Source organism: Streptomyces sp. NPDC058683, from assembly GCF_042716195.1.
Lineage (GTDB): Bacteria > Actinomycetota > Actinomycetes > Streptomycetales > Streptomycetaceae > Streptomyces.
This window is the reverse complement of record NZ_JBHXSK010000059.1, coordinates 35,139-51,996: the sequence shown is the minus strand read 5'-3', so window position 1 is coordinate 51,996 and position 16,858 is coordinate 35,139. Positions and strand designations below refer to the sequence as shown.

Annotated in this window: 19 protein-coding genes, 1 tRNA gene and 2 pseudogenes; 10 read left to right on the top strand and 12 right to left on the bottom strand. The window is 69.2% G+C overall.

Features of this window, described 5'->3' with window-relative positions; all coding sequences use genetic code 11:
• The first annotated feature begins 99 nt into the window (after positions 1-99).
• The 3 genes from ACFWXC_RS44045 to ACFWXC_RS44035 all read left to right on the top strand — a co-directional run bounded on the left by ACFWXC_RS44045 (position 100) and on the right by ACFWXC_RS44035 (position 3,433).
• Positions 100-1,401 carry a M6 family metalloprotease domain-containing protein gene (locus ACFWXC_RS44045; protein ID WP_384488303.1) on the top strand — a complete coding sequence of 434 codons (1,302 nt, stop codon included), beginning with the start codon at positions 100-102 and terminating at the stop codon, positions 1,399-1,401.
• 302 nt (positions 1,402-1,703) lie between these two features.
• Positions 1,704-3,287 (top strand): IclR family transcriptional regulator C-terminal domain-containing protein, encoded by a 1,584-nt coding sequence (locus ACFWXC_RS44040; RefSeq protein ID WP_384488301.1) that lies wholly within the window; start codon positions 1,704-1,706, stop codon positions 3,285-3,287.
• Between the two features lie 70 nt (positions 3,288-3,357).
• Positions 3,358-3,433: transfer RNA gene (locus ACFWXC_RS44035), tRNA-Arg, on the top strand.
• A gap of 78 nt (positions 3,434-3,511) precedes the next feature.
• Here the strand turns inward: ACFWXC_RS44035 and ACFWXC_RS44030 are convergent.
• The 3 genes and pseudogenes from ACFWXC_RS44030 to ACFWXC_RS44020 all read right to left on the bottom strand — a co-directional run.
• Positions 3,512-3,684: pseudogene (locus ACFWXC_RS44030) on the bottom strand (site-specific integrase); the annotation flags it as partial.
• Between the two features lie 735 nt (positions 3,685-4,419).
• Complete coding sequence (locus ACFWXC_RS44025; protein WP_384488299.1) at positions 4,420-4,785, bottom strand: hypothetical protein; 366 nt, start codon at positions 4,783-4,785, stop codon at positions 4,420-4,422.
• 789 nt (positions 4,786-5,574) lie between these two features.
• Positions 5,575-5,907: a hypothetical protein gene (locus ACFWXC_RS44020; protein WP_384488298.1), complete on the bottom strand. Its 333-nt coding sequence runs from the start codon at positions 5,905-5,907 to the stop codon at positions 5,575-5,577.
• Between ACFWXC_RS44020 and ACFWXC_RS44015 the strand changes: the two genes are divergently transcribed.
• Both ACFWXC_RS44015 and ACFWXC_RS44010 read left to right on the top strand, forming a co-directional pair.
• Positions 5,906-6,244 carry a hypothetical protein gene (locus ACFWXC_RS44015; RefSeq protein WP_384488296.1) on the top strand — a complete coding sequence of 113 codons (339 nt, stop codon included), beginning with the start codon at positions 5,906-5,908 and terminating at the stop codon, positions 6,242-6,244. The two genes, ACFWXC_RS44020 and ACFWXC_RS44015, sit on opposite strands and share 2 nt — an antisense overlap.
• A gap of 480 nt (positions 6,245-6,724) precedes the next feature.
• Positions 6,725-7,279: a hypothetical protein gene (locus tag ACFWXC_RS44010; RefSeq protein ID WP_384488294.1), complete on the top strand. Its 555-nt coding sequence runs from the start codon at positions 6,725-6,727 to the stop codon at positions 7,277-7,279.
• Positions 7,280-7,582: 303 nt separating this feature from the next.
• Here ACFWXC_RS44010 and ACFWXC_RS44005 read toward each other — a convergent pair whose 3' ends face one another.
• From ACFWXC_RS44005 to ACFWXC_RS43985, 5 genes are all read right to left on the bottom strand, one after another.
• Positions 7,583-8,281, bottom strand: coding sequence for a sigma-70 family RNA polymerase sigma factor (locus ACFWXC_RS44005; protein WP_384488292.1), 699 nt, complete (start codon positions 8,279-8,281; stop codon positions 7,583-7,585).
• A gap of 211 nt (positions 8,282-8,492) precedes the next feature.
• On the bottom strand, positions 8,493-9,536 hold the full coding sequence (locus tag ACFWXC_RS44000) for a DMT family transporter (RefSeq protein ID WP_384488290.1): 1,044 nt from the start codon (positions 9,534-9,536) through the stop codon (positions 8,493-8,495).
• An 86-nt stretch (positions 9,537-9,622) separates the two neighbouring features.
• The gene (locus tag ACFWXC_RS43995; protein ID WP_384488288.1) at positions 9,623-9,760 is read right to left on the bottom strand and encodes a hypothetical protein; all 138 of its coding nucleotides are present in this window, start codon (positions 9,758-9,760) and stop codon (positions 9,623-9,625) included.
• 36 nt (positions 9,761-9,796) lie between these two features.
• Positions 9,797-11,518, bottom strand: a complete 1,722-nt coding sequence (locus ACFWXC_RS43990) for an MFS transporter (RefSeq protein ID WP_384488286.1) — start codon at positions 11,516-11,518, stop codon at positions 9,797-9,799.
• Between the two features lie 43 nt (positions 11,519-11,561).
• Positions 11,562-12,008 (bottom strand): MarR family winged helix-turn-helix transcriptional regulator, encoded by a 447-nt coding sequence (locus ACFWXC_RS43985; RefSeq protein ID WP_384488284.1) that lies wholly within the window; start codon positions 12,006-12,008, stop codon positions 11,562-11,564.
• Between the two features lie 309 nt (positions 12,009-12,317).
• Between ACFWXC_RS43985 and ACFWXC_RS43980 the strand changes: the two are divergent.
• From ACFWXC_RS43980 to ACFWXC_RS43960, 5 genes and pseudogenes are all read left to right on the top strand, one after another.
• A pseudogene (locus tag ACFWXC_RS43980) lies at positions 12,318-12,736 on the top strand (ATP-binding protein).
• Entirely contained in the window at positions 12,730-13,038 is a 309-nt protein-coding gene (locus tag ACFWXC_RS43975) for a hypothetical protein (RefSeq protein ID WP_384488282.1), read from the top strand. Before ACFWXC_RS43980 ends, ACFWXC_RS43975 begins: the two are co-directional and overlap by 7 nt.
• A gap of 126 nt (positions 13,039-13,164) precedes the next feature.
• Entirely contained in the window at positions 13,165-13,482 is a 318-nt protein-coding gene (locus ACFWXC_RS43970; RefSeq protein WP_384488280.1) for a hypothetical protein, read from the top strand.
• A gap of 293 nt (positions 13,483-13,775) precedes the next feature.
• Positions 13,776-14,261, top strand: a complete 486-nt coding sequence (locus tag ACFWXC_RS43965; RefSeq protein ID WP_384488278.1) for a cupin domain-containing protein — start codon at positions 13,776-13,778, stop codon at positions 14,259-14,261.
• 305 nt (positions 14,262-14,566) lie between these two features.
• Positions 14,567-14,881 carry a hypothetical protein gene (locus ACFWXC_RS43960; protein ID WP_384488276.1) on the top strand — a complete coding sequence of 105 codons (315 nt, stop codon included), beginning with the start codon at positions 14,567-14,569 and terminating at the stop codon, positions 14,879-14,881.
• A 150-nt stretch (positions 14,882-15,031) separates the two neighbouring features.
• On the opposite strand, the gene ACFWXC_RS43955 is transcribed toward ACFWXC_RS43960, so the two are convergent.
• The 4 genes from ACFWXC_RS43955 to ACFWXC_RS43940 form a co-directional block, all read right to left on the bottom strand.
• Positions 15,032-15,370 (bottom strand): cyclic-phosphate processing receiver domain-containing protein, encoded by a 339-nt coding sequence (locus tag ACFWXC_RS43955; protein ID WP_384488274.1) that lies wholly within the window; start codon positions 15,368-15,370, stop codon positions 15,032-15,034.
• 218 nt (positions 15,371-15,588) lie between these two features.
• Positions 15,589-15,903, bottom strand: coding sequence for a hypothetical protein (locus tag ACFWXC_RS43950; protein WP_384488272.1), 315 nt, complete (start codon positions 15,901-15,903; stop codon positions 15,589-15,591).
• Positions 15,904-16,054: 151 nt separating this feature from the next.
• Positions 16,055-16,480 carry a hypothetical protein gene (locus ACFWXC_RS43945; RefSeq protein WP_384488270.1) on the bottom strand — a complete coding sequence of 142 codons (426 nt, stop codon included), beginning with the start codon at positions 16,478-16,480 and terminating at the stop codon, positions 16,055-16,057.
• 57 nt (positions 16,481-16,537) lie between these two features.
• On the bottom strand, positions 16,538-16,816 hold the full coding sequence (locus ACFWXC_RS43940; RefSeq protein ID WP_384488268.1) for a hypothetical protein: 279 nt from the start codon (positions 16,814-16,816) through the stop codon (positions 16,538-16,540).
• Positions 16,817-16,858 lie beyond the last annotated feature (42 nt).

Sequence of the window (16,858 nt, the reverse complement as noted above, 5' to 3'; positions counted from 1 at the left end):
ATCGGCCTCTCCAGCGCGCGCCCGACGCCCCGTCGACACAGGGTGATCGAAAGGGTGCAGCCGGAAACCGGCGGCTGCCGTGGAGCGGAAGGTCCATGCATGCAGCCGCAGCCCCGCCGCCCGATACCCGCGAACCGCCGGATAGGGCCCCGCCGTGCGGTCTCCCTCGCCGCCGTGACCGTGCTGATCCTCGCGGTCGGCACCTCGGCGGGCACCGGGCACCTCACGGCGGCGCCCACGCCGGCCGGCGCCGGCCCGATCGCGCTGGCCCGCTCCTCGGTCTACGGCCCCTGCCTGATCAGCGGCGGCCACGAGGTCCAGATGACCGAGGGCATCCCGACCCCGGGCGGCTACTCCCGCTCCACCGGCACCGTGCACGCCCTGACCCTGATGGTCGACTTCTCCGATGCGCCCGGCCAGGGCAGCGCGCTCGACCGCTACCGCGAGTTCTTCCCGCAGACCCAGGACTGGTTCCGCTCCGCCTCCTACGGCAAGCTCGACTACCAGCCGGCCGCCCCTGTCGACCACTGGCTGCGGATGCCCAAGCCGTTCGCGGCGTACGGCATAGAGCGCGGCGCCCCCTTCGACCCCGGCTACCGGCAGCTGGTCCAGGACATCGTGGCCGCCGCCGACCCGGACGTGGACTTCCGGTCGTACGACCTCCTGAACGTGCTGATCACCCCGAACGCCGGCCCCTCCGCCCTGGACACCGTGCTGTCGGTGACCTTCGCCGGCAACTCCGACGCCCCGGTCGCCGACGGCGTCCCGGTCGCCAACGCCTCCTTCGTCTACTCCCGCCAGGACGACGGCTCCGGCTCCTACCCGCAGACCGGCTACCGGGTCCTCCCCCACGAGAACGGCCACGTCTTCGGACTGCCCGACCTCTACACCCAGGAGGGCGGGGGCGCGGTCGGGCACTGGGACATCATGAGCGAGGACTGGGGCGCCGACAACGACCTCCTCGCCTGGCACAAGTGGAAGCTGGGCTGGCTCGACGCCGACCAGGTCAGCTGCACGGCGGCCCACGGCACCACCGACCGGACGCTGACCCCGCTCTCCCGCGCCAGCGGCCACAAACTGGTCTTCGTCCCCGTCGACGCCCGCACCGGCTACGCCCTGGAGGTCCGCACCCAAGGCGGCAACGACCAGGAGATCTGCCGCCCGGGCGTCCTCATCTACAAGGTCGACGCGAACGTCGACACCGGCCGCGGACCGATCAAGGTGTACGACGCCCACGGCGACACCGGCGGCTGCACCCGCAGCCCCAACGTCCAGGCGGAACTCTCCGACGCCCCGTTCGGCCCGGGCGAGACCTTCAAGGACCCGAAGCACGGGATCGAGGTGCGGGTGCTGGGGGTGGATGCGGCGGGGGACTACCGGGTGCGGGTTGCGCGGGGGTAGGGGTAGGAGGGGCGGGGCTGCCGGACCCGGCGAGGGAGTCGTGGGTGCGGCGCGGAGTCGTGGCTGCGGTACGGAGCTGTCGGACCCGGCGCGGAGGCGTGGCCGCGGCGCGGGGCTGCCGGACCCGGCGCGGAGGCGTGGCCGCGGCGTGGGGCTGCCGGACCCGGCGGGGGGTCGTGGCCCCGGCGCTCTTAGGCTCAGGCGCGGAGCTGCCGGACCCGGCGCTGATCGGCTCGGGCGCCCACGGTTTACGGTAGGCGTGCCCGATCGAGGCCTGTGCTGATGGCCGTACCGGAGAGTCGATGACCGCCGCCGCCCCCCTGCCCTCCTCCACCGCACCGCACGAGCCGCCCGCCGAGGCGGTCGCGCCGCTGATCCGGGGCGTGGCGGTGCTGGAGGCGCTGACCGAGGCGGGCGGGACCCTGAGCGCGAGCGCACTGGAACGCCGTACCGGCCTGGCCCGTTCCACGGTCGACCGGATCACCGCGACCCTCGCCCGCATGGGATACGTCCGCCAGGCCGGCCGGGACGCGGTGCTCACCCCGCGCGTGATGGAACTCGGCAACGCCTACCTGGCCGCCCTCCGCCTACCCGCCCTCCTCGACCCGTACGCCGACGCGCTCGCCGACGAACTCGACGAGTCGGTCTCGCTCGCGGTCGCCGACCGGGACGGCATCCGTTTCATCCACCAGGCCACCCGCCGCCGCGCGATGTCCGTCAGCTTCCGCATCGGCGACCTGCTGCCGGCCGAACGCACCGCCCCCGGCCCGCTGTTCGCGGCGGACTGGACGGAGCCGGAGTGGTCGGCCTGGCGGGCCCGGCGCGCGGCGGACCCGACCGACGCGGGTTTCCCGGCCGTACCACCCCGCGGCCCCGGTGCCGGGGACGGCTTCGAGGCGAGGGCGGAACGGGCCCGCGGGGACGGCTGGGCCCTGGACGACCAGCTGATCGAACCGGGCCTGGTCGCGGTGTCCGTCCCCGTCCGCGCCCCGGCCACCGGCAGGGTCGCCTGCGTGGCCAGCGTCGTCAGCCACACGAGCCGTCACACGGCGGCGGACCTGCGTGCCACCCTGCTCCCCCGCCTGCGCAGGGCGGTGACGGCGATGGAGACGGAACTGCGCGAGGCCCCGCCGCCGCGGCCGGGCCCGCCGCCCTCCGGCCTGGCCGGCTGGACCACGGCGTCCAAGCACGAGCTGGGCCGCGACTTCGTGGAGTCACTGGCCCGCGGGCTGACGGTCCTCACGGCGTTCGGCGAGGGCCGCTCGGCCCTGACGCTGACGGACGTGGCGAAGGCGACGGGCCTGGCCCGGGCGACGGCCCGACGGGCACTGATCACGTACGAGCACCTGGGCCTGGTGACCGCGGCGGGCCGCACGTTCGCCCTCACCCCCCGGGTGCTGGCCCTCGGCTACCCGCCGCTGTCGCGCACCACCCTCGCCCGCCTGGCCGCCCCCCGCCTCCGGGCCCTCACGGACCGCCTGCACGAGCCGACGGCCGTGGCCGTACTGGTCCCGGGGACCGACCCGCCGGAGATCCAGTACATCGCGGTGGCGACCGCGAGCCGCGTCCTGACCGTGGACATCACCGTCGGCACCCGCCTGCCGGCGGCCCGCACCTCCCTCGGCCGGGCCCTCCTCGCCCCCGACGACCCGCGCGGATACGCCCTGGCGGACGAGGAGCTGGAGTCGGGCCTGCGCTCGATCGCGGTACCGGTACGCGACCGCACGGGCCGGCCGGTCGCCGCCCTGAACGTGGCCACCCACGCGGCCCGCCGCACCCTGGAGGAATGCGTGACAGAGCTCCTCCCGGAACTCCGCGCCACAGCGACCCACCTCCAGACCGACCTGCACACCGCCTCCCGCTTCGCCCGCGTCCCACGCTCCTGACACCCCCACACCCCACCAACCGAATCCGGTACGCTGACGCCTGTGGCCCACACGGCCACGATCCACCTACGCCTTCGTAGCTCAGGGGATAGAGCACCGCTCTCCTAAAGCGGGTGTCGCAGGTTCGAATCCTGCCGGGGGCACCAGGCAAAAGGCCCCGGACCGATCATGGTCCGGGGCCTTTTACATCCACTTTTGACATCAACGGGGGTGGTCACCGCTGATCACTGGCGACCGGGGCGCCTCTTCCTGTTCCTGAACAGCCGGTCCATGTGGCTCATGGCTTCGCGCTGGGTGTCCTGGACGACGTGGGTGTAGACGTCCCCATGGTGATGCTGATCTGGGAGTGGCCCAGCATCTCCGTCACCACGCGGGACGCGACTCCGGCGGCCGTCTGCACTCCGTGTCCGTAGTCGGAGTAGTGGTCCGCGATGACGGCCGACTGCTGGCGATCCGCCGCGCGGGCAACGGCCGCCCGAGCGAGATGACCTGTCGGCAGATCATGACCGTGCCCGTCGCGCTGATCCGCCGCTGCACGCGGACTGGCTCCACTCTCGCCCGTGGCGGCGGACCCGCGGGCCGCAGACCGCGCGGATGCCGGACCTCGTCGGGGCTGAGCTGGGCCGCACCCGCAGCAGCTCCCGCGAGGACGGATCAAAGAACGACAGCATCTCGTCATCGATCCGAACACCCACCTGGCGACCGCCCAGGATCTCCGCCGCCAGCACCTGATGCCCGCCCAACCCCACCGGCCCGCTGTTGTTCACCATCCGGTTCACCTCGAACGCGGCCGCATCACCGGCTGGCAGTGGAGGTCGTCCGGACGCACGTCCGCCCCAAGCCGCAAGCCGCTAGCACCACAAGTTCAGAGACTGACAGATGCGAACGCACGGTCCTGATCCGCGTTCCTGCGATCAGCAGATGGATCACCGACGTGTCGGCCCAGAAGGTCACCGTCAGCCCCGAGCGGGCCGGACCGAGCCAGCACTGCTTGCCCGCGACCTGCAGATTCCCACTCGCGTACGCAGTCCAGTCGTCGAAGTGCCTGCCGGCGAGTGCGCACCACGGTGTCCCGGAAGGTCCGACCAGGCCGAGGGGCGGAGCGTCGGCACCGGAGCCATCGGCGGGCGGGTCAGGCGGGTGGGCATCCGAACCAGTTCACCGTGCCGTTGCTGGAGGTGTAACCCAGGCACCTGATGGTTCTGCCGTGCAGGGTCTCGGTCCGGGCGACCCCTCCGTCCGGAGTGGCCCCCTTGTAGCGCGTCTGTACGAGGGTGTCGATCTCGATGGTGTACCAGCGGTGCTTGTGGGTCGGGATGCTGCAGCGGTGGCCGGTCACGTTGCGGCTGGGATCGCCGCTCCAGATGTCCTGTTCGGCTCGGTCGCAGTGAGCGCTGTCGGCGGCGTCGGCGGTACCGGCACCGGTACCGAGCAGGGCCGCCGCGACCGTGGCCGCCGCCGCGGTAGCGCCGAGCAGGCGCTTCAGAGTGAGGTTCATCGATTGCTACTCCTGCCAGGTGTGGTGACGGATCAGAGTTGCCATGTCACCTGTCGTGATGATCGCATTTATCCGGGATGTCCGGCCTGCCAGTCGGCGGCGTAACCCCCCGACCCGGTGACGTCGGTGAGGCCAATGCAGCAGGCCGCGGTCACACCCTTGCGGACAACCCGATACAGGGCGGCATGAGCCGGAATCAAGTGGCTCGCCGTGCGGCTCTGACCAGGGGAAACAGCATCGCGCGGCAGCGCCGGGCACTACGCGGCAAGGACTCGACCCCACTTCTGCAGCGGGTGTCGCAGGTTCGAAATCCTGCCGGGGGCACCAGTTCAGGGGCCCCCACGTACCAGTTTTGGTGGGTGGGGGGTCTCTGACATCTACGTCTGACATCAACGAAGGCAGTCACTGACGACCGGGACGCCTCTTCCTCAGCAACCGGTCCATGTGGCTCGTGGCCTCCGGCGGACTGGGCGACACGGGTGAAGGAGCGGTAGACGTTGCGCGGCTCGGCCGGCCGGTGCGGGAGGTGGAGACATAGTGGCGGGCGTTTATGCCGGAGCACCGACCAGGTCCGGCATGCACAGACAATCCACAGAAAACACCCCATTCGGAAGATGTCAGCTAGTCCGATTTATTGATCTACAAGCGTGTTTCCCACTATCAGACCGGTGCTCCGATGCACCCAGGCCAAGCTCCGCATGTGGCCTCGGGGATCGCCCGGGACTTACCAGCAAGGAGCACCCACATGAGTCCTGAACACGGGACGACCTCGCCCCTCGGGCCAGCCGGTCACGGCGGCTCCAACAGGGTCCGCAGGCTCGCCGCGATCGCGACGGCGGTCACGGTCGCGGTAGGGACCCCCGCGGTGGCGGCCGCCAGCGTAGCGTCCCAGACCGGCGTGTCATACGCCGTCGATCCCCACTGCGACCACCACAACCCCAGCCAACGGGGAGGCGACGACGACTGCGACACCACCCACCCGAAACCCACCGTCACCGTAACGAAGACCGCAACCGCGACCGCGACGGTGACGGCGACCGCGACGGTGACCGCGACCACCACGGCGACCGCAACGGCGACTGCATGTGGCACCGGTGTCGATTCGACGAAGCCGAACGGCATGGAGCAATTCCTCGCCGCACTCGTCAATGGGGTGCCATTCGCCGGCAGGCGCCCCAACACCAACACCAACCCGGACAGCCCGAACATCGTCTCGGGCGCGGCCAACGCGGCCGGCTGGACCGACCTCAGCACGATCACCGGATTTCCGACGAATTCCCCGGTCTGTGGCGTCTCGGTCGACGCTCAAGGCAGTGACGCGTTCTACAAGATCATCACTCAGGGCGGCTCGGTCTACACCCTGCATTGCGCGGCGAACGGCACCTCGCTCGTATGTCCCGCTCCGGCCCAGGGAACGACGCCTCAGTCTCAGTGGACTGCGGTGACACCCCAGCCCTGATCAGCAGGAGTCCGACGACCCACCGTTCTGACCCAGGGGGCACCGCGACACATCAGGCGTCACCGACGGCAGTTCCGCCGAACTGGTGCCCCTCCGCTTGCAGGTTGGCACCTGGGCCGTGCCACTCTCGCGCCGGAACGGACGGGGACTCACGGGGAACCGGGGTCCGCCGGGGTGGACCTGCCGGACTCTGGCCCAGACAGGGAGTCCGCAGGTCACACCTGTGGTCGCCCAACCTCGCTCCTGAAGCGGGTGTCGCAGGTTCGCATCCTGCCGGGGCCACAGTGTTGAGCAAGGCCAAGACCCTGGAACTCCCAGGTCGGCGGATCTCTGATGTGTGGCGCAGGTAGTCAAGCAGTCGCCCGGTCGCGATCACGCGGCCGGGCGGCTGTGGCGCACGCATTGGCCAGACCGGCGGATCGCGGGCCTGCGTATGCTCGCCTCGATTGCTGACTTCAGGAGAGGCTGAGAAGGGTGCGCGTGCTGAGGCTGCTCGGCTTCTTCGATGACTTCGGTTACTCGAGCGAGCTGGCCGCGGGACCGCTGGAGGCCCAGGTGCGAGCGTCCGGCGAACCGGATGAGGCAGAGATCGTGGGGTATTTGGACGTAGGTCATCGCCTCACGTACTTCATGGAGGCGGGGGTCGATGTCCTCACGGGTGAGGTTCACCGGCACACATCCGGCTGTTCGTCGCTCGTCACCGATGGCATGTGGGTATGGCGCGCGGACTTTGCGCACTATCTGGAGGCGTACCACGTGCCGTTGCCCGCAGCCTTCGTCGCCCGGGTTCGAGGGCTTCACCACCAGATGCCGGACCTGGTCGGTGCGGACTTCGCACCGGTCTTCGACGAGATCGTCCTGCGGTTCGGATGGACGGAGGTCGAGCCGTGGGATGCGGAGTCGCTCCTGCGCCCACAGCCACAAACCGTTCCGACTCGTGCGGAGTTCGTGGCAAGGGCCCGGCAAGAACGGCCTGCCGGTTCCTGGGGGAAGGCGCCACGCAAGCCTCGCAGGGGCAAGGAGCACGGTTCTTAGCTTGGTGATCGTTGCGATAGGCGGTTGGTCTGCGGTGTCGGCGCAGCGGGGCGGCACAGAGTGCGGGCAGCGGAACGACACTGCGACGACGACAGGTCCACGGACGGAACGGGGGCGAGCCCTCCTCATCGCGCCGCAAGTCCCGCCCCGCCGAGAGCCATCGGGCGGTCCGGCCATGCCGCCCGGCCGAGTCGCGGTCGCCCTGCCCTTGCGCATCAGTTCCGCCGCATCGGGTGAGAGTCCTCGGCTCGTGTTCCCCGGAGCGGCGGCGTACAGGCATCGACTCGGGGGCCCCACCGGGGCTCAGGCGGCCCGGCCATGCCGGGGCGTGGTGCAGTTCTCGTCGAGTCCGTGCTCGCCTGCGTAGTCCTGTAGCAGTTGCCGCAGGTGGTGCCGGGCCCGGTGGATGCGGGAACCGACGGTGTTCTTGGGCACGCCCGTGAAGTCGGCGGTCTCTTGGTAGGTGAAGCCCTCGACGTCACAGAGGTAGATGGTCACCCGTTGATCGGTGGGAAGGGCGCGTAGGGCTGCCCGGACGTGTGGGTCGCCCAGGCGGTCCAGCACCTCGGCCTCGGCCGAGAGCAGTCCCCGCGGCATGTGGGACTCGGCGTGGGCCTGCTGCCAGTCCTCGATCTCGTCGATGCGGCTGCGTGGCGGCTCAGACCGTGCCTTGCGGTTGTTGTTGAGGAAGGTGTTGATCAGGATGCGGTCGAGCCAGGCTCTGAGGTTGGTGCCCTGCTGGAACTGGTCGAAGTGCGCGTACGCCTTGATGTAGGTCTCCTGCACCAGGTCTTCGGCGTCGTCCGGATTACGGGTCATGCGCAACGCGGCCAAGTACATGCGACGGCGGAATTCCAGGGCGCATGCGAAGCCGGTCACGCATTCGGCATCGGGCAGTTGGTCTTCGTCGGTGCGCTGATCTCGGTGCCGGCCGGTGCGGTCGTCTGCCGTCGGCCTCCCGCTCGGAGCGCTGATGAGGGGACCGGAGATGGATATGGGCATCGATGGGTTCCTCCTTCGACTCACTGCAAGTGCGTTGCGGTTGCGGGGGGGGGTGGGGTGCGGGGTGCCGACCAACCGGTAACCGGTCCGCGCAAGCCCTCGTCCGCTCCGTCAGCCGGGCTCTGGCCCACCGTCCACCGGCTGCCGCATGACACGCGCTCGGCCGGCCCGGCCGGGCATCGGTTGCCGTACTGAGCAGGGGCACCCTGATTCATCCAGGTGGTGTGACCGGCCTTCGCTCGCGGACCGCGGACGCGGGCGAGGGCACGACGGTGGTGACCGTGCCCATGTCGCCGAGCGCATGATGGCCGTCGCGGGCCTGAGCCGCCGCATGGTCCGGGGCGCTCGTCATTGCGGTCTCGTGGTCCGTCGGCGTGGCCGTGTTCGACGTGCGGGGCGGCTCACCGGACAGGGTGTGGTGACGGGACAGCCCGGTCACGCCCGCCGCCGCGAGCGCGAGGCAGGGGAGTTGGAGGGCCAGCCACCAGCCGCCGCGCAGGGTTTCGCCGTAGAGGGTGATGCCCAGGGTGAGGCTGACGAGGGCGTCTCCGAGGGTCAGTGCCGGTTGTGAGGCGATCAGCGGTCCGGACTGCAGGGCGTTCTCCAGCAGGAACAAAGAGCACACGCCCGTCGCGGCGAAGGCGTAGGTCTGCCAGGAGGTGAAGAAGGCGGCGACACCCTCACGGCTGAGGGTGTCGGTGGAGGACTTCATCAACGCGGCGGTCAGGGCGTAGCCGATGGCGGCGGCCAGACCCATGCAGGCGGCGCGGCCTGGGCCCACGCGGCGCCTGACGGCGAGGGTGCACAGCACCGCCATGGCTCCCAGGCAACAGGTCATCACCGCTGTCCACCGCGAGGCGGGGGCTTGGAGGGTGCCTCCTTTGGGCGCGGCCGCGAACAGACCCAGGCAGAGACTGACGACGATCGTGCCGACAGAGAGCCAGGTCGCCCGGGGCATCGGGTGACGGAAGGCGATACCTGCGACGAGCAGGGTGAACGGCAGTTCCAGCAGGAAGACCGGCTGTACGACGGCCAGGGGGCCGGTGGCCAGTGCGGCGCCCTGGAAGAGCGCCGCGAGGACGACGCCTCCGATGCCGAGCAGCCAGACGGGCGTACGAAGCAGGTCCCACATCAGGCCGATCCGGAACCCGTCGGACTGCGGGACGATCAGGGCGGCCCGACGCTGCATCACGTTTCCCAGAGCGTTGCTCGCGGCCGCAAGCACGGCGCAGACCAGTGACACGGCGATCAGCACGACAACCTCCTCTCGGCGGACGGCAAACAGCGGACGGCGGACGCGAAACGCCCGAGGGTGTACCGCGGTTCCGCGGTAGCCCCGTCTCAGCTCTGCGGCAGGCCGAACCGATACCGGCCACCCTGGTTTTCGAAGACGTAGGGACGCGTCGGCTTGTCCCATGCGCCGATCAAGTCGGCGTCGAAGGTCTCCGGCGTGTACGCAACCGCGTTCGTCGCACTCACTTTGTCTCCTTCCTGCCGGCGCCGTGCCCGTCTTCGCTACGCGCTCCTGGTACGCAGTTCCTCCAGTGACGATGCCGTCAACCGGTGCGGTGTCCGACCGGGTTCGACCAGGACGACGGTGGAGGACGCGGCGTGGGTGAGTGCGGCGGTGAAGCTGCCGTCGGTGAACTGTGCCACCGGTCCGCGCGGGGATCGGCCGATCGCGATCGTGTGTGCTTCGACGTCGGCGGCGTGCTGGGCGAGGACCTTGCCGGCTGTGGCGTGGTCGCCGATGGCGGTGAGTACCTGTCCGGTGGCGGTGACGCTGTGTGCGGCGAGGTGGTCGAGGTGGGCGAGTACTGCGGAGCGTGCGTGGTCGGCGTCCTCGGTGTCGACGGCCTGTTCCTCGATCACGGCGGTCTCACGGACGTGGACGACCTCCAGTGGGCTGCCGGTGTCGCGGGCGATGGCGGCGGCCGCGTCGACGACCTGGGCGGCGTTCTCGGTGGCGCCGACCGCCACGATGACCGGTCGGTACCCGGGCTCCGGGGTGGCCCCGACGCGCTCGAGGGTCGGGCGCACCGTCTCGCCGTGGGCCTCGTTCCTCTCCGCGGCGCTGATCAGCTTGTGGCCCGAGGCGAGGACGAAGGCCGCGAGGACGAAGGCGACGCCGCCGAGGTAGAACGGGACGCTGAGGTCGGTGGCGTCGGCGAGCTTGCCGGCGGCGAACGGGGCCAGGCCGCCTCCGATGAACCGGACGAAGCCGTAGGACGAGGACGCGACCGATCGCTCGACAGGTGAGACGAGCATGACGGCCTGGGTGGTGAGGGTGTTGTTGATGCCGAGGAACGCGCCGCTGACGATGACCGCGACGATCACGGCGACGGGGGTGTCGACGCCGACGGCGATGACCGTCATGACGATGGCGAGCCCGACCAGGTTGGCGTAGAGCACCGGGGCGGTGCCGAATCGAGCCTGCAGGCGGGGCGCGACGAACACGCTGAAGGCGGCGACCAGCAGGCCCCAGCCGGTGAAGACCAGGCCGAGCTGCTCGGCGTCGAGCTCCATGGGGTACGGCGCGTAGCCGAGCATGGTGAAGAATCCCCAGTTGTACAGCAGCGCCATGATGCCCATGGTGAGCAGGCCGCGGTGCCGCAATGCCTTGAGCGGGGCGGCCAGCGAGGTGCGGTGCTCGGGTTTGGGCAGTGCGGGGACGAACGCGATCGTGGCGATCAGGGCGACGGCCATGAGCACGGCGACGCCGTAGAACGGCCCGCGCCAGCTGATGGTGCCCAGTTCACCGCCGAGCAGTGGACCGACCGCGATGCCCAGACCGAGTGCGGCTTCGTACAGGATGATCGCTCCGCCGAAGCCGCCGCTGGCCGAGGCGACGATGACCGCGAGGCTGGTGGCGATGAACAGGGCGTTGCCAACGCCCCAGCCGGCGCGGAAGCCGACGATGCCGCCTATCGAGCCGGAGGCGCCGGCGAGCGCGGAGAACACGACGATCAGCACCAGGCCTATGACCAGCGTGCGCTTGGCGCCGATCCGGCTGGAGACCCACCCCACCACGAGCATCGCGACCGCGGTCACGACCAGGTAGCTGGTGAACAGCAGCGACACCTGACTCGGTGTGGCATGCAGGTTCTTCGCGAGCGAGGGCAGGATCGGGTCGACCAGGCCGATGCCCATGAAGGAGATGACGCAGGCGAACGCCACGGCCCAAACAGCACGTGGCTGCTTGAACAGGCTCGCCGTTGTCCCATGCGTTGCGCTCATGCCTATTTTCTCCTGGAAGGTTGTCCCTCATCGATGCCGGCGGTCACTTGGACGCCTCGGCCTGGATCAATCGGGCGAGCGCCGGGAGGGCGATGACCACCGCGGACTGCTCCTGCGGATCAAGCCGGTCCATCAGCGCGCGCAGAGCCTCTGCACGCTCGGCACGCCGCTGTCTGACCAGGGCGGCTCCGGCGTCGGTCGCTTCGACCAGCACGCCTCGCCGATCGTCGGTGCTCGCGATGCGGCGTACCAGCCCGTCGCGCTCCATACGCGTGACCAGCTGTGTCATTCCGGGCTGGGAGACGCCCTCGGCGCGTGCCAGCTCGGTCAGCCGCTGGGGTCCCTCGCGACCGAGGCGGCCCAACACGGACGAGGCCGCCGAGCTCAGCCCCCCGGCAGTGCTGACCTGACGCACGTACCGCACCAGCTGCTCAAAGGCGACGACGAGCTCTTCACCGGAGCCACCGGAATCCATAACCTCGTTATGCATAAGTACATTATGAAAGCGGGGTGAGTCGACCGTCAATGTGACCTGGATCTCAACTCCGACGGGTCAGCGGCTCGATCGGGCAGCAAGAGCGGGCAGCAAGCTTGAGCAGGCAGCCCAACGGATCCCCGCGGGACGGTGGACGACGTAGTCGGAGTCCTGCCACTTCTCCCCCGCCTTGGTGCGGGGGTCCGCCTGCCGCATGCGGTGCCGGCGCAGGAGTGCGATGCCGAGGGCGGGCAGCGGGACGGCTCGGCGACGGCGGCTCTTGGGATCGTCGTCGTAGAGGACGCCACGGCAGCGTTGGACCTGGTGGCGGGCGGACGTAGAGCACGCGGTTGTCGAGGTCGACGTCAGACCAGCGGAGACAGGAGGGCCCGCCGCTGGACGAGAGACATCCTGCGGGGATCGCCGCCGGCGGACGGAGCGGCTCTGATCGTGAGCGAGCTGAGCACGAACGCGCTTCTGCACACGAGCAGCGGTGGGGAACACGGGAGCTTCCGTCCGGCCTTGGCGGTGGCGCCGCAGGTGGTCGCACTGTCGGTCACGGACGACGGAGGAGTGGGCGGGGCTCCGAAGGCCGAGCACCGGGACCAGGACGCGGAGCACGGCCGGGGCCCGGGCATGGGCAGCGCCCTCGTCCACAGGGTCGTCGTCCAGGGCGCCGACGGCGGCTACACGTCACCGCGGAGCTCTTCGTGCAGCCTCGGAGGGGAGAGCACCCATGCTGATGGACAAGCCACGGCGGGGCTTCTGGTGCCCATGCTGGACCGAGGACCTCACCGACGAGATGCAGTGGCCGGCACTCCGGGCAACCTTCGACGCCTGCTCCGCACCCCAGGCAGACAGACGGGTCGCCATCGCGCTCCGCGCCATCTCACCGGCACTCGACCCGGATGCCTCGGACATCACCTGGACGATCCGGCCGGTGGTCTTCCTTCCGCCGGCTCGTCGACAAGACATCCAGCTCCCGCCCTGTGCATACGTCTTCAAGCCCCAGGCAGGGTCCTCAACATCGGGCGCGCCTGATTAGGGTGACTGCATGGAGGAGACGGACGGGACAAGACGCGGGCCCAGGCAACTCGGAGAACTTACCGATGTGTACGACTTCCTGGAGGAAGTCCGACTCCGACCAGGTATGTGGATTCGCGGCAGCTCCTTGCAGCACCTGAACTCCATGCTCATCGGCTACCGGATCGCTTTGGGCATCTACGACATCGCGGAGCCCTTCGACTTCTGGAACCCCGGCACCCAGGGCCGCTTCTCCGAGTGGCTGTGGCAGCGCCTGGGCCGCCATTCCCCCCTCGGCTGGGCACCGGAGATCGAGCGCGAAGCGGAGCGACTTGGCAGGCCCGTCATGGAGATGTTCTTCGAGCTCCTGGACGAGTTCCGCACCACCCACCACCAACTCCGGGACGAGCCGGAGACCGGCATCCGCGTCCGGGCGGAGGCCCAACAGCCCCTCGCCTCAGAGTGAGTTACAACTCTCTCTACTGGTTGCAAGCCCCGGCTGCGCTCCGCTCCGCCCGCGCTGCGCCGACGCGCGCCCTGGTAAGGATTGGCCGACGGCATGAGGTCGGAACCAGTCGTGGCTGGGGCGGTCGGCTGCGCAGGCTCTGGATCATCCGCACAACCGGGGATCACTTGCGACCACGCCCCGGCGACCGACGGCCGTCCCCCGAATGGCATACCCCGGATGCTGTGCACAGGATGGAGAGGTACGCGCGACCTCCAGCTCTGGCCTCCGGAGCGCCCAAGGGGATGGTTTGCATGTCGTACCCGAAGCAGGTGTACTTCGGCGACAGAGGCGAGATCAACGCGCACTTCCTGCCGGCCGACACCGCGACGAATGCCGGCGAACCCGGGGACGACATGCGCATCCGCTACCTCGCGACAAGCGACATCACGCACGGTGAGTTCGGCCTCTACCGGGTCATGCTGGGGGCGAAGGCGGGTGGCCCCAAGACGCACTTCCACCGGACCATCTCGGAGTCCTTCTTCATCCTCGGTGGAACCGTCCGCCTCTTCAATGGCGAGAAGTGGGTCGACGCGCGGGAGGGCGACTTCCTGCTCGTTCCGCAGGGCGGGCTGCACGCCTTCCGCAACGACTCCGACAGCCTGGCCGAGATGCTGCTTCTCTTCACGCCGGGCGCACCGCGTGAGGAGTTCTTCGAGAAGATGTCGGAGATGGGCAACGCCACGGAGGCGGAGCGCGCCGAGTTCTTCGACAGGCACGACCAGTATTTCGTCGACTGACCCCCGTCGGCCGCGGGCGACCGGCTGACGTTCTCAGGTGACCTCGACGATCGCCCCGCCCATAGCTCGCATCGAGAGGGTTCACGTCGGCCTTGGACCGTTGTCCATCCCTGCTGTGACCTGCAATGATTCAGCCCGGATCATGATGACGAGAGAGTCCAGGCATGCAACCTTCCAGACCAGGCAGCCCCAACACTGCGTCCTGCCGGAGCATGAAGCGCCCGCGCATTTCGCTGCTGGTAGCGCTGGGCATCGTTGCCCTCTCCGTTACGGGGTGCGGCAGTTCCGACGATGAAGGACTGCCGGTGCACGTGGTCAACGAGTCGGCCTGGGATGCCCACGTGTTCGGTTGTCCAGGGTGCGGGAAACTCGGCATTGCGATCGAAGGGGAACCTGACCGAAAGCCCCTCGAGAGCGGCGGTTCCTACATGGGGTGGACCGAGGGGCGCGCGTGGCCCACGACGTACAAGGTCGTCGTCCGCGGAGTGGAGTCGGTCTGCCCATTCATCGACCCCGAGCCTGGTAAGGCGGAGGGCGCAGTGGGGACCCGTGACGTCATCTACGTGGTGGACGAGAGCGGGAAATGCGTCGTAGGCCCAGTGAGCATGGACGACATCTGACATCAGCGGCTGACATCAACAAGCGCGAACAGCGGCGGTCAGCACCAGATCTCGGCGAACCCTCGACCGAGGCGCCGGACTGGTCGACCGGCGTCGACGGCTATCTGTGATCGACCTGATAAGGATGAGGCCCGACCTCACAGCAGATTCCTAGACCGTCGCCCGCCGGACCTGGTAGTTCCAGCGTGTGAGCGACCGGACGACGGTCTCGGCACCAATGGGGTTGGCGCTGTGCACGAAGACCGTGCCGATGCGGAAAGGCCGCCCGTTGAAAGCCGCTTCTTCCAGGAGGGTCACCACGGGCAAGATGCTGTCGTCGCCGCCGAGGTCGTGGTCGAGCCAGAGTTCATCGATGAAGCTGTCGCGGTGATCTTGCAGGAGCTTGACACCTTCGCCGCTGCTGCGCGCGATCCGCGTGGTCCAAGGCAGCGGCCGGAGATCGTCTATGCCAAGGATGACCGGCGACGGTACGGGCGACTCTTCTTTCACCCGACCATCATCACGGCACGGCCGCGGCTGTGCCCCCTCCTCAGCAACTCGCGTGATCACGGCCACGGCTCATGCCACACGCGTGCCAGATCCAGCGGGGAGCCACAGGGAACGACAGTGGCCGACGGGTGGCTGATCCCGCGTCCACCGACACAGGCGCTTCGCAGGTCAGAACAGCAATCGCCTCACCTCGCTCCTAAAGTGGTCGTCCAGCCCGCTCATCGAGTCCACACCCGCTGGAACTCTTCGGCCGGGATGCTCTCCAGCGGGTCCTCTTCAGGGTCGATCGCTTGGTCTGTCAAGCCGCCGTGCTCGTCCTCCAGGTGGTCCCAGCCGTACCGGTGGAGTCGGCCGGCCGAAGTCAGCTCGGCTTGCTTGATGACGATCAACTCGCCGCGGTCGGGTACGGCCTCGATGTACCACAAGCCGCCCTCCTCGTCGGCGTGGCGGAAGTGACGCCGCAGGGTGGCGTTCTCATCGAGTGCTCGGAAGTAGGCAACGCTCTCTGCCTTGATGCGCTCCAGATCAACCACGGGACCATCGTGCCGGCGAGCGCCCGCGGTTGCGCCGTTCTGGCATCCACGAACGACATCAACGGTGGCGGACGTCAGCACACCTACACAGTCCGGCACGGCCGGCATGGCCGGGTGGTTCCCCGGCAGCACCGAGGAGCGGTCGAACTCCTTAAAGCGGTGCTTGCTCGACCCACCGCTGCAGGCGGGCGCAGCCCACCAGCGCGCTGCCGTCTTCGGTGAAGTAGAACAGAAAGGTCCATTTCTGATCGGCGGAATCGATCAGCCCTCCGCGCACCGGCCGGCCATGCTCGCGGAGGAGCCGCACCATTCGTTCCAGCCCAAGAGGTTCGACTCCGTGCAGCCGCATGCGCCGAAGTCGGCGTGCAAAGACCCCGGCATGCTGCCCTGCGGGATGCGCCGTATCCCACACGCTGTAGGTGGCGCCGCTGCGGAGGGCGGCCAGAGCAGCCGCGGACGCCTCGTCGTCACCGGACAGCAGCTTCTCCAGCACATGCCGTTCCATGGTCACCCCCACCGGGATGCTGCGGTACAGCAGCCAGGTACCGCAACCCCGGCAATCGCCCGCGTCCAGCAACGTCCCTCCGGGGCCTGGCAGCGGCCGGAAGGGTCACGCCCACCGACCGGCCCGACCTCAGCCCTCTTTGTCCTCGATCATTCCGATGGCGAAGGGAAACGACTCCAGGAACTCCCGCCGTGCGGGGTCTGGCTCCGCTTCGGCCAGGTCCGCAAGCACCTGCACGAGTCGCCGGCGTTGCTCTGAGGGCAGTTGCAGAAGCCCCCAGCCCACGCTCTCCATCATCTTCACCGCGGAGTCGGGATCCACTTCCTCGTCCCCACAGCTCTCCAGCCACCACACGACATCGACCAGCAGACCTGTGAGTGCCGGCACGAGCGGATCCCTGTGCGTCATGCGGGCAACTTAGCCGTGCCCTACGACACCGCCTCACAGCCG

Bases quoted from the DNA above. Each gene is read 5' to 3' on its own strand.
- ACFWXC_RS44045 (WP_384488303.1), top strand. From the start codon at position 100: ATGCAGCCGCAGCCCCGCCGCCCGATACCCGCGAACCGCCGGATAGGG.
- ACFWXC_RS44040 (WP_384488301.1), top strand. From the start codon at position 1,704: ATGACCGCCGCCGCCCCCCTGCCCTCCTCCACCGCACCGCACGAGCCG.
- ACFWXC_RS44025 (WP_384488299.1), bottom strand. From the start codon at position 4,785: ATGAACCTCACTCTGAAGCGCCTGCTCGGCGCTACCGCGGCGGCGGCC.
- ACFWXC_RS44015 (WP_384488296.1), top strand. From the start codon at position 5,906: ATGGAGCAATTCCTCGCCGCACTCGTCAATGGGGTGCCATTCGCCGGC.
- ACFWXC_RS44020 (WP_384488298.1), bottom strand. From the start codon at position 5,907: ATGCCGTTCGGCTTCGTCGAATCGACACCGGTGCCACATGCAGTCGCC.
- ACFWXC_RS44005 (WP_384488292.1), bottom strand. From the start codon at position 8,281: ATGCCCATATCCATCTCCGGTCCCCTCATCAGCGCTCCGAGCGGGAGG.
- ACFWXC_RS43990 (WP_384488286.1), bottom strand. From the start codon at position 11,518: ATGAGCGCAACGCATGGGACAACGGCGAGCCTGTTCAAGCAGCCACGT.
- ACFWXC_RS43985 (WP_384488284.1), bottom strand. From the start codon at position 12,008: ATGCATAACGAGGTTATGGATTCCGGTGGCTCCGGTGAAGAGCTCGTC.
- ACFWXC_RS43975 (WP_384488282.1), top strand. From the start codon at position 12,730: ATGCTGATGGACAAGCCACGGCGGGGCTTCTGGTGCCCATGCTGGACC.
- ACFWXC_RS43965 (WP_384488278.1), top strand. From the start codon at position 13,776: ATGTCGTACCCGAAGCAGGTGTACTTCGGCGACAGAGGCGAGATCAAC.
- ACFWXC_RS43940 (WP_384488268.1), bottom strand. From the start codon at position 16,816: ATGACGCACAGGGATCCGCTCGTGCCGGCACTCACAGGTCTGCTGGTC.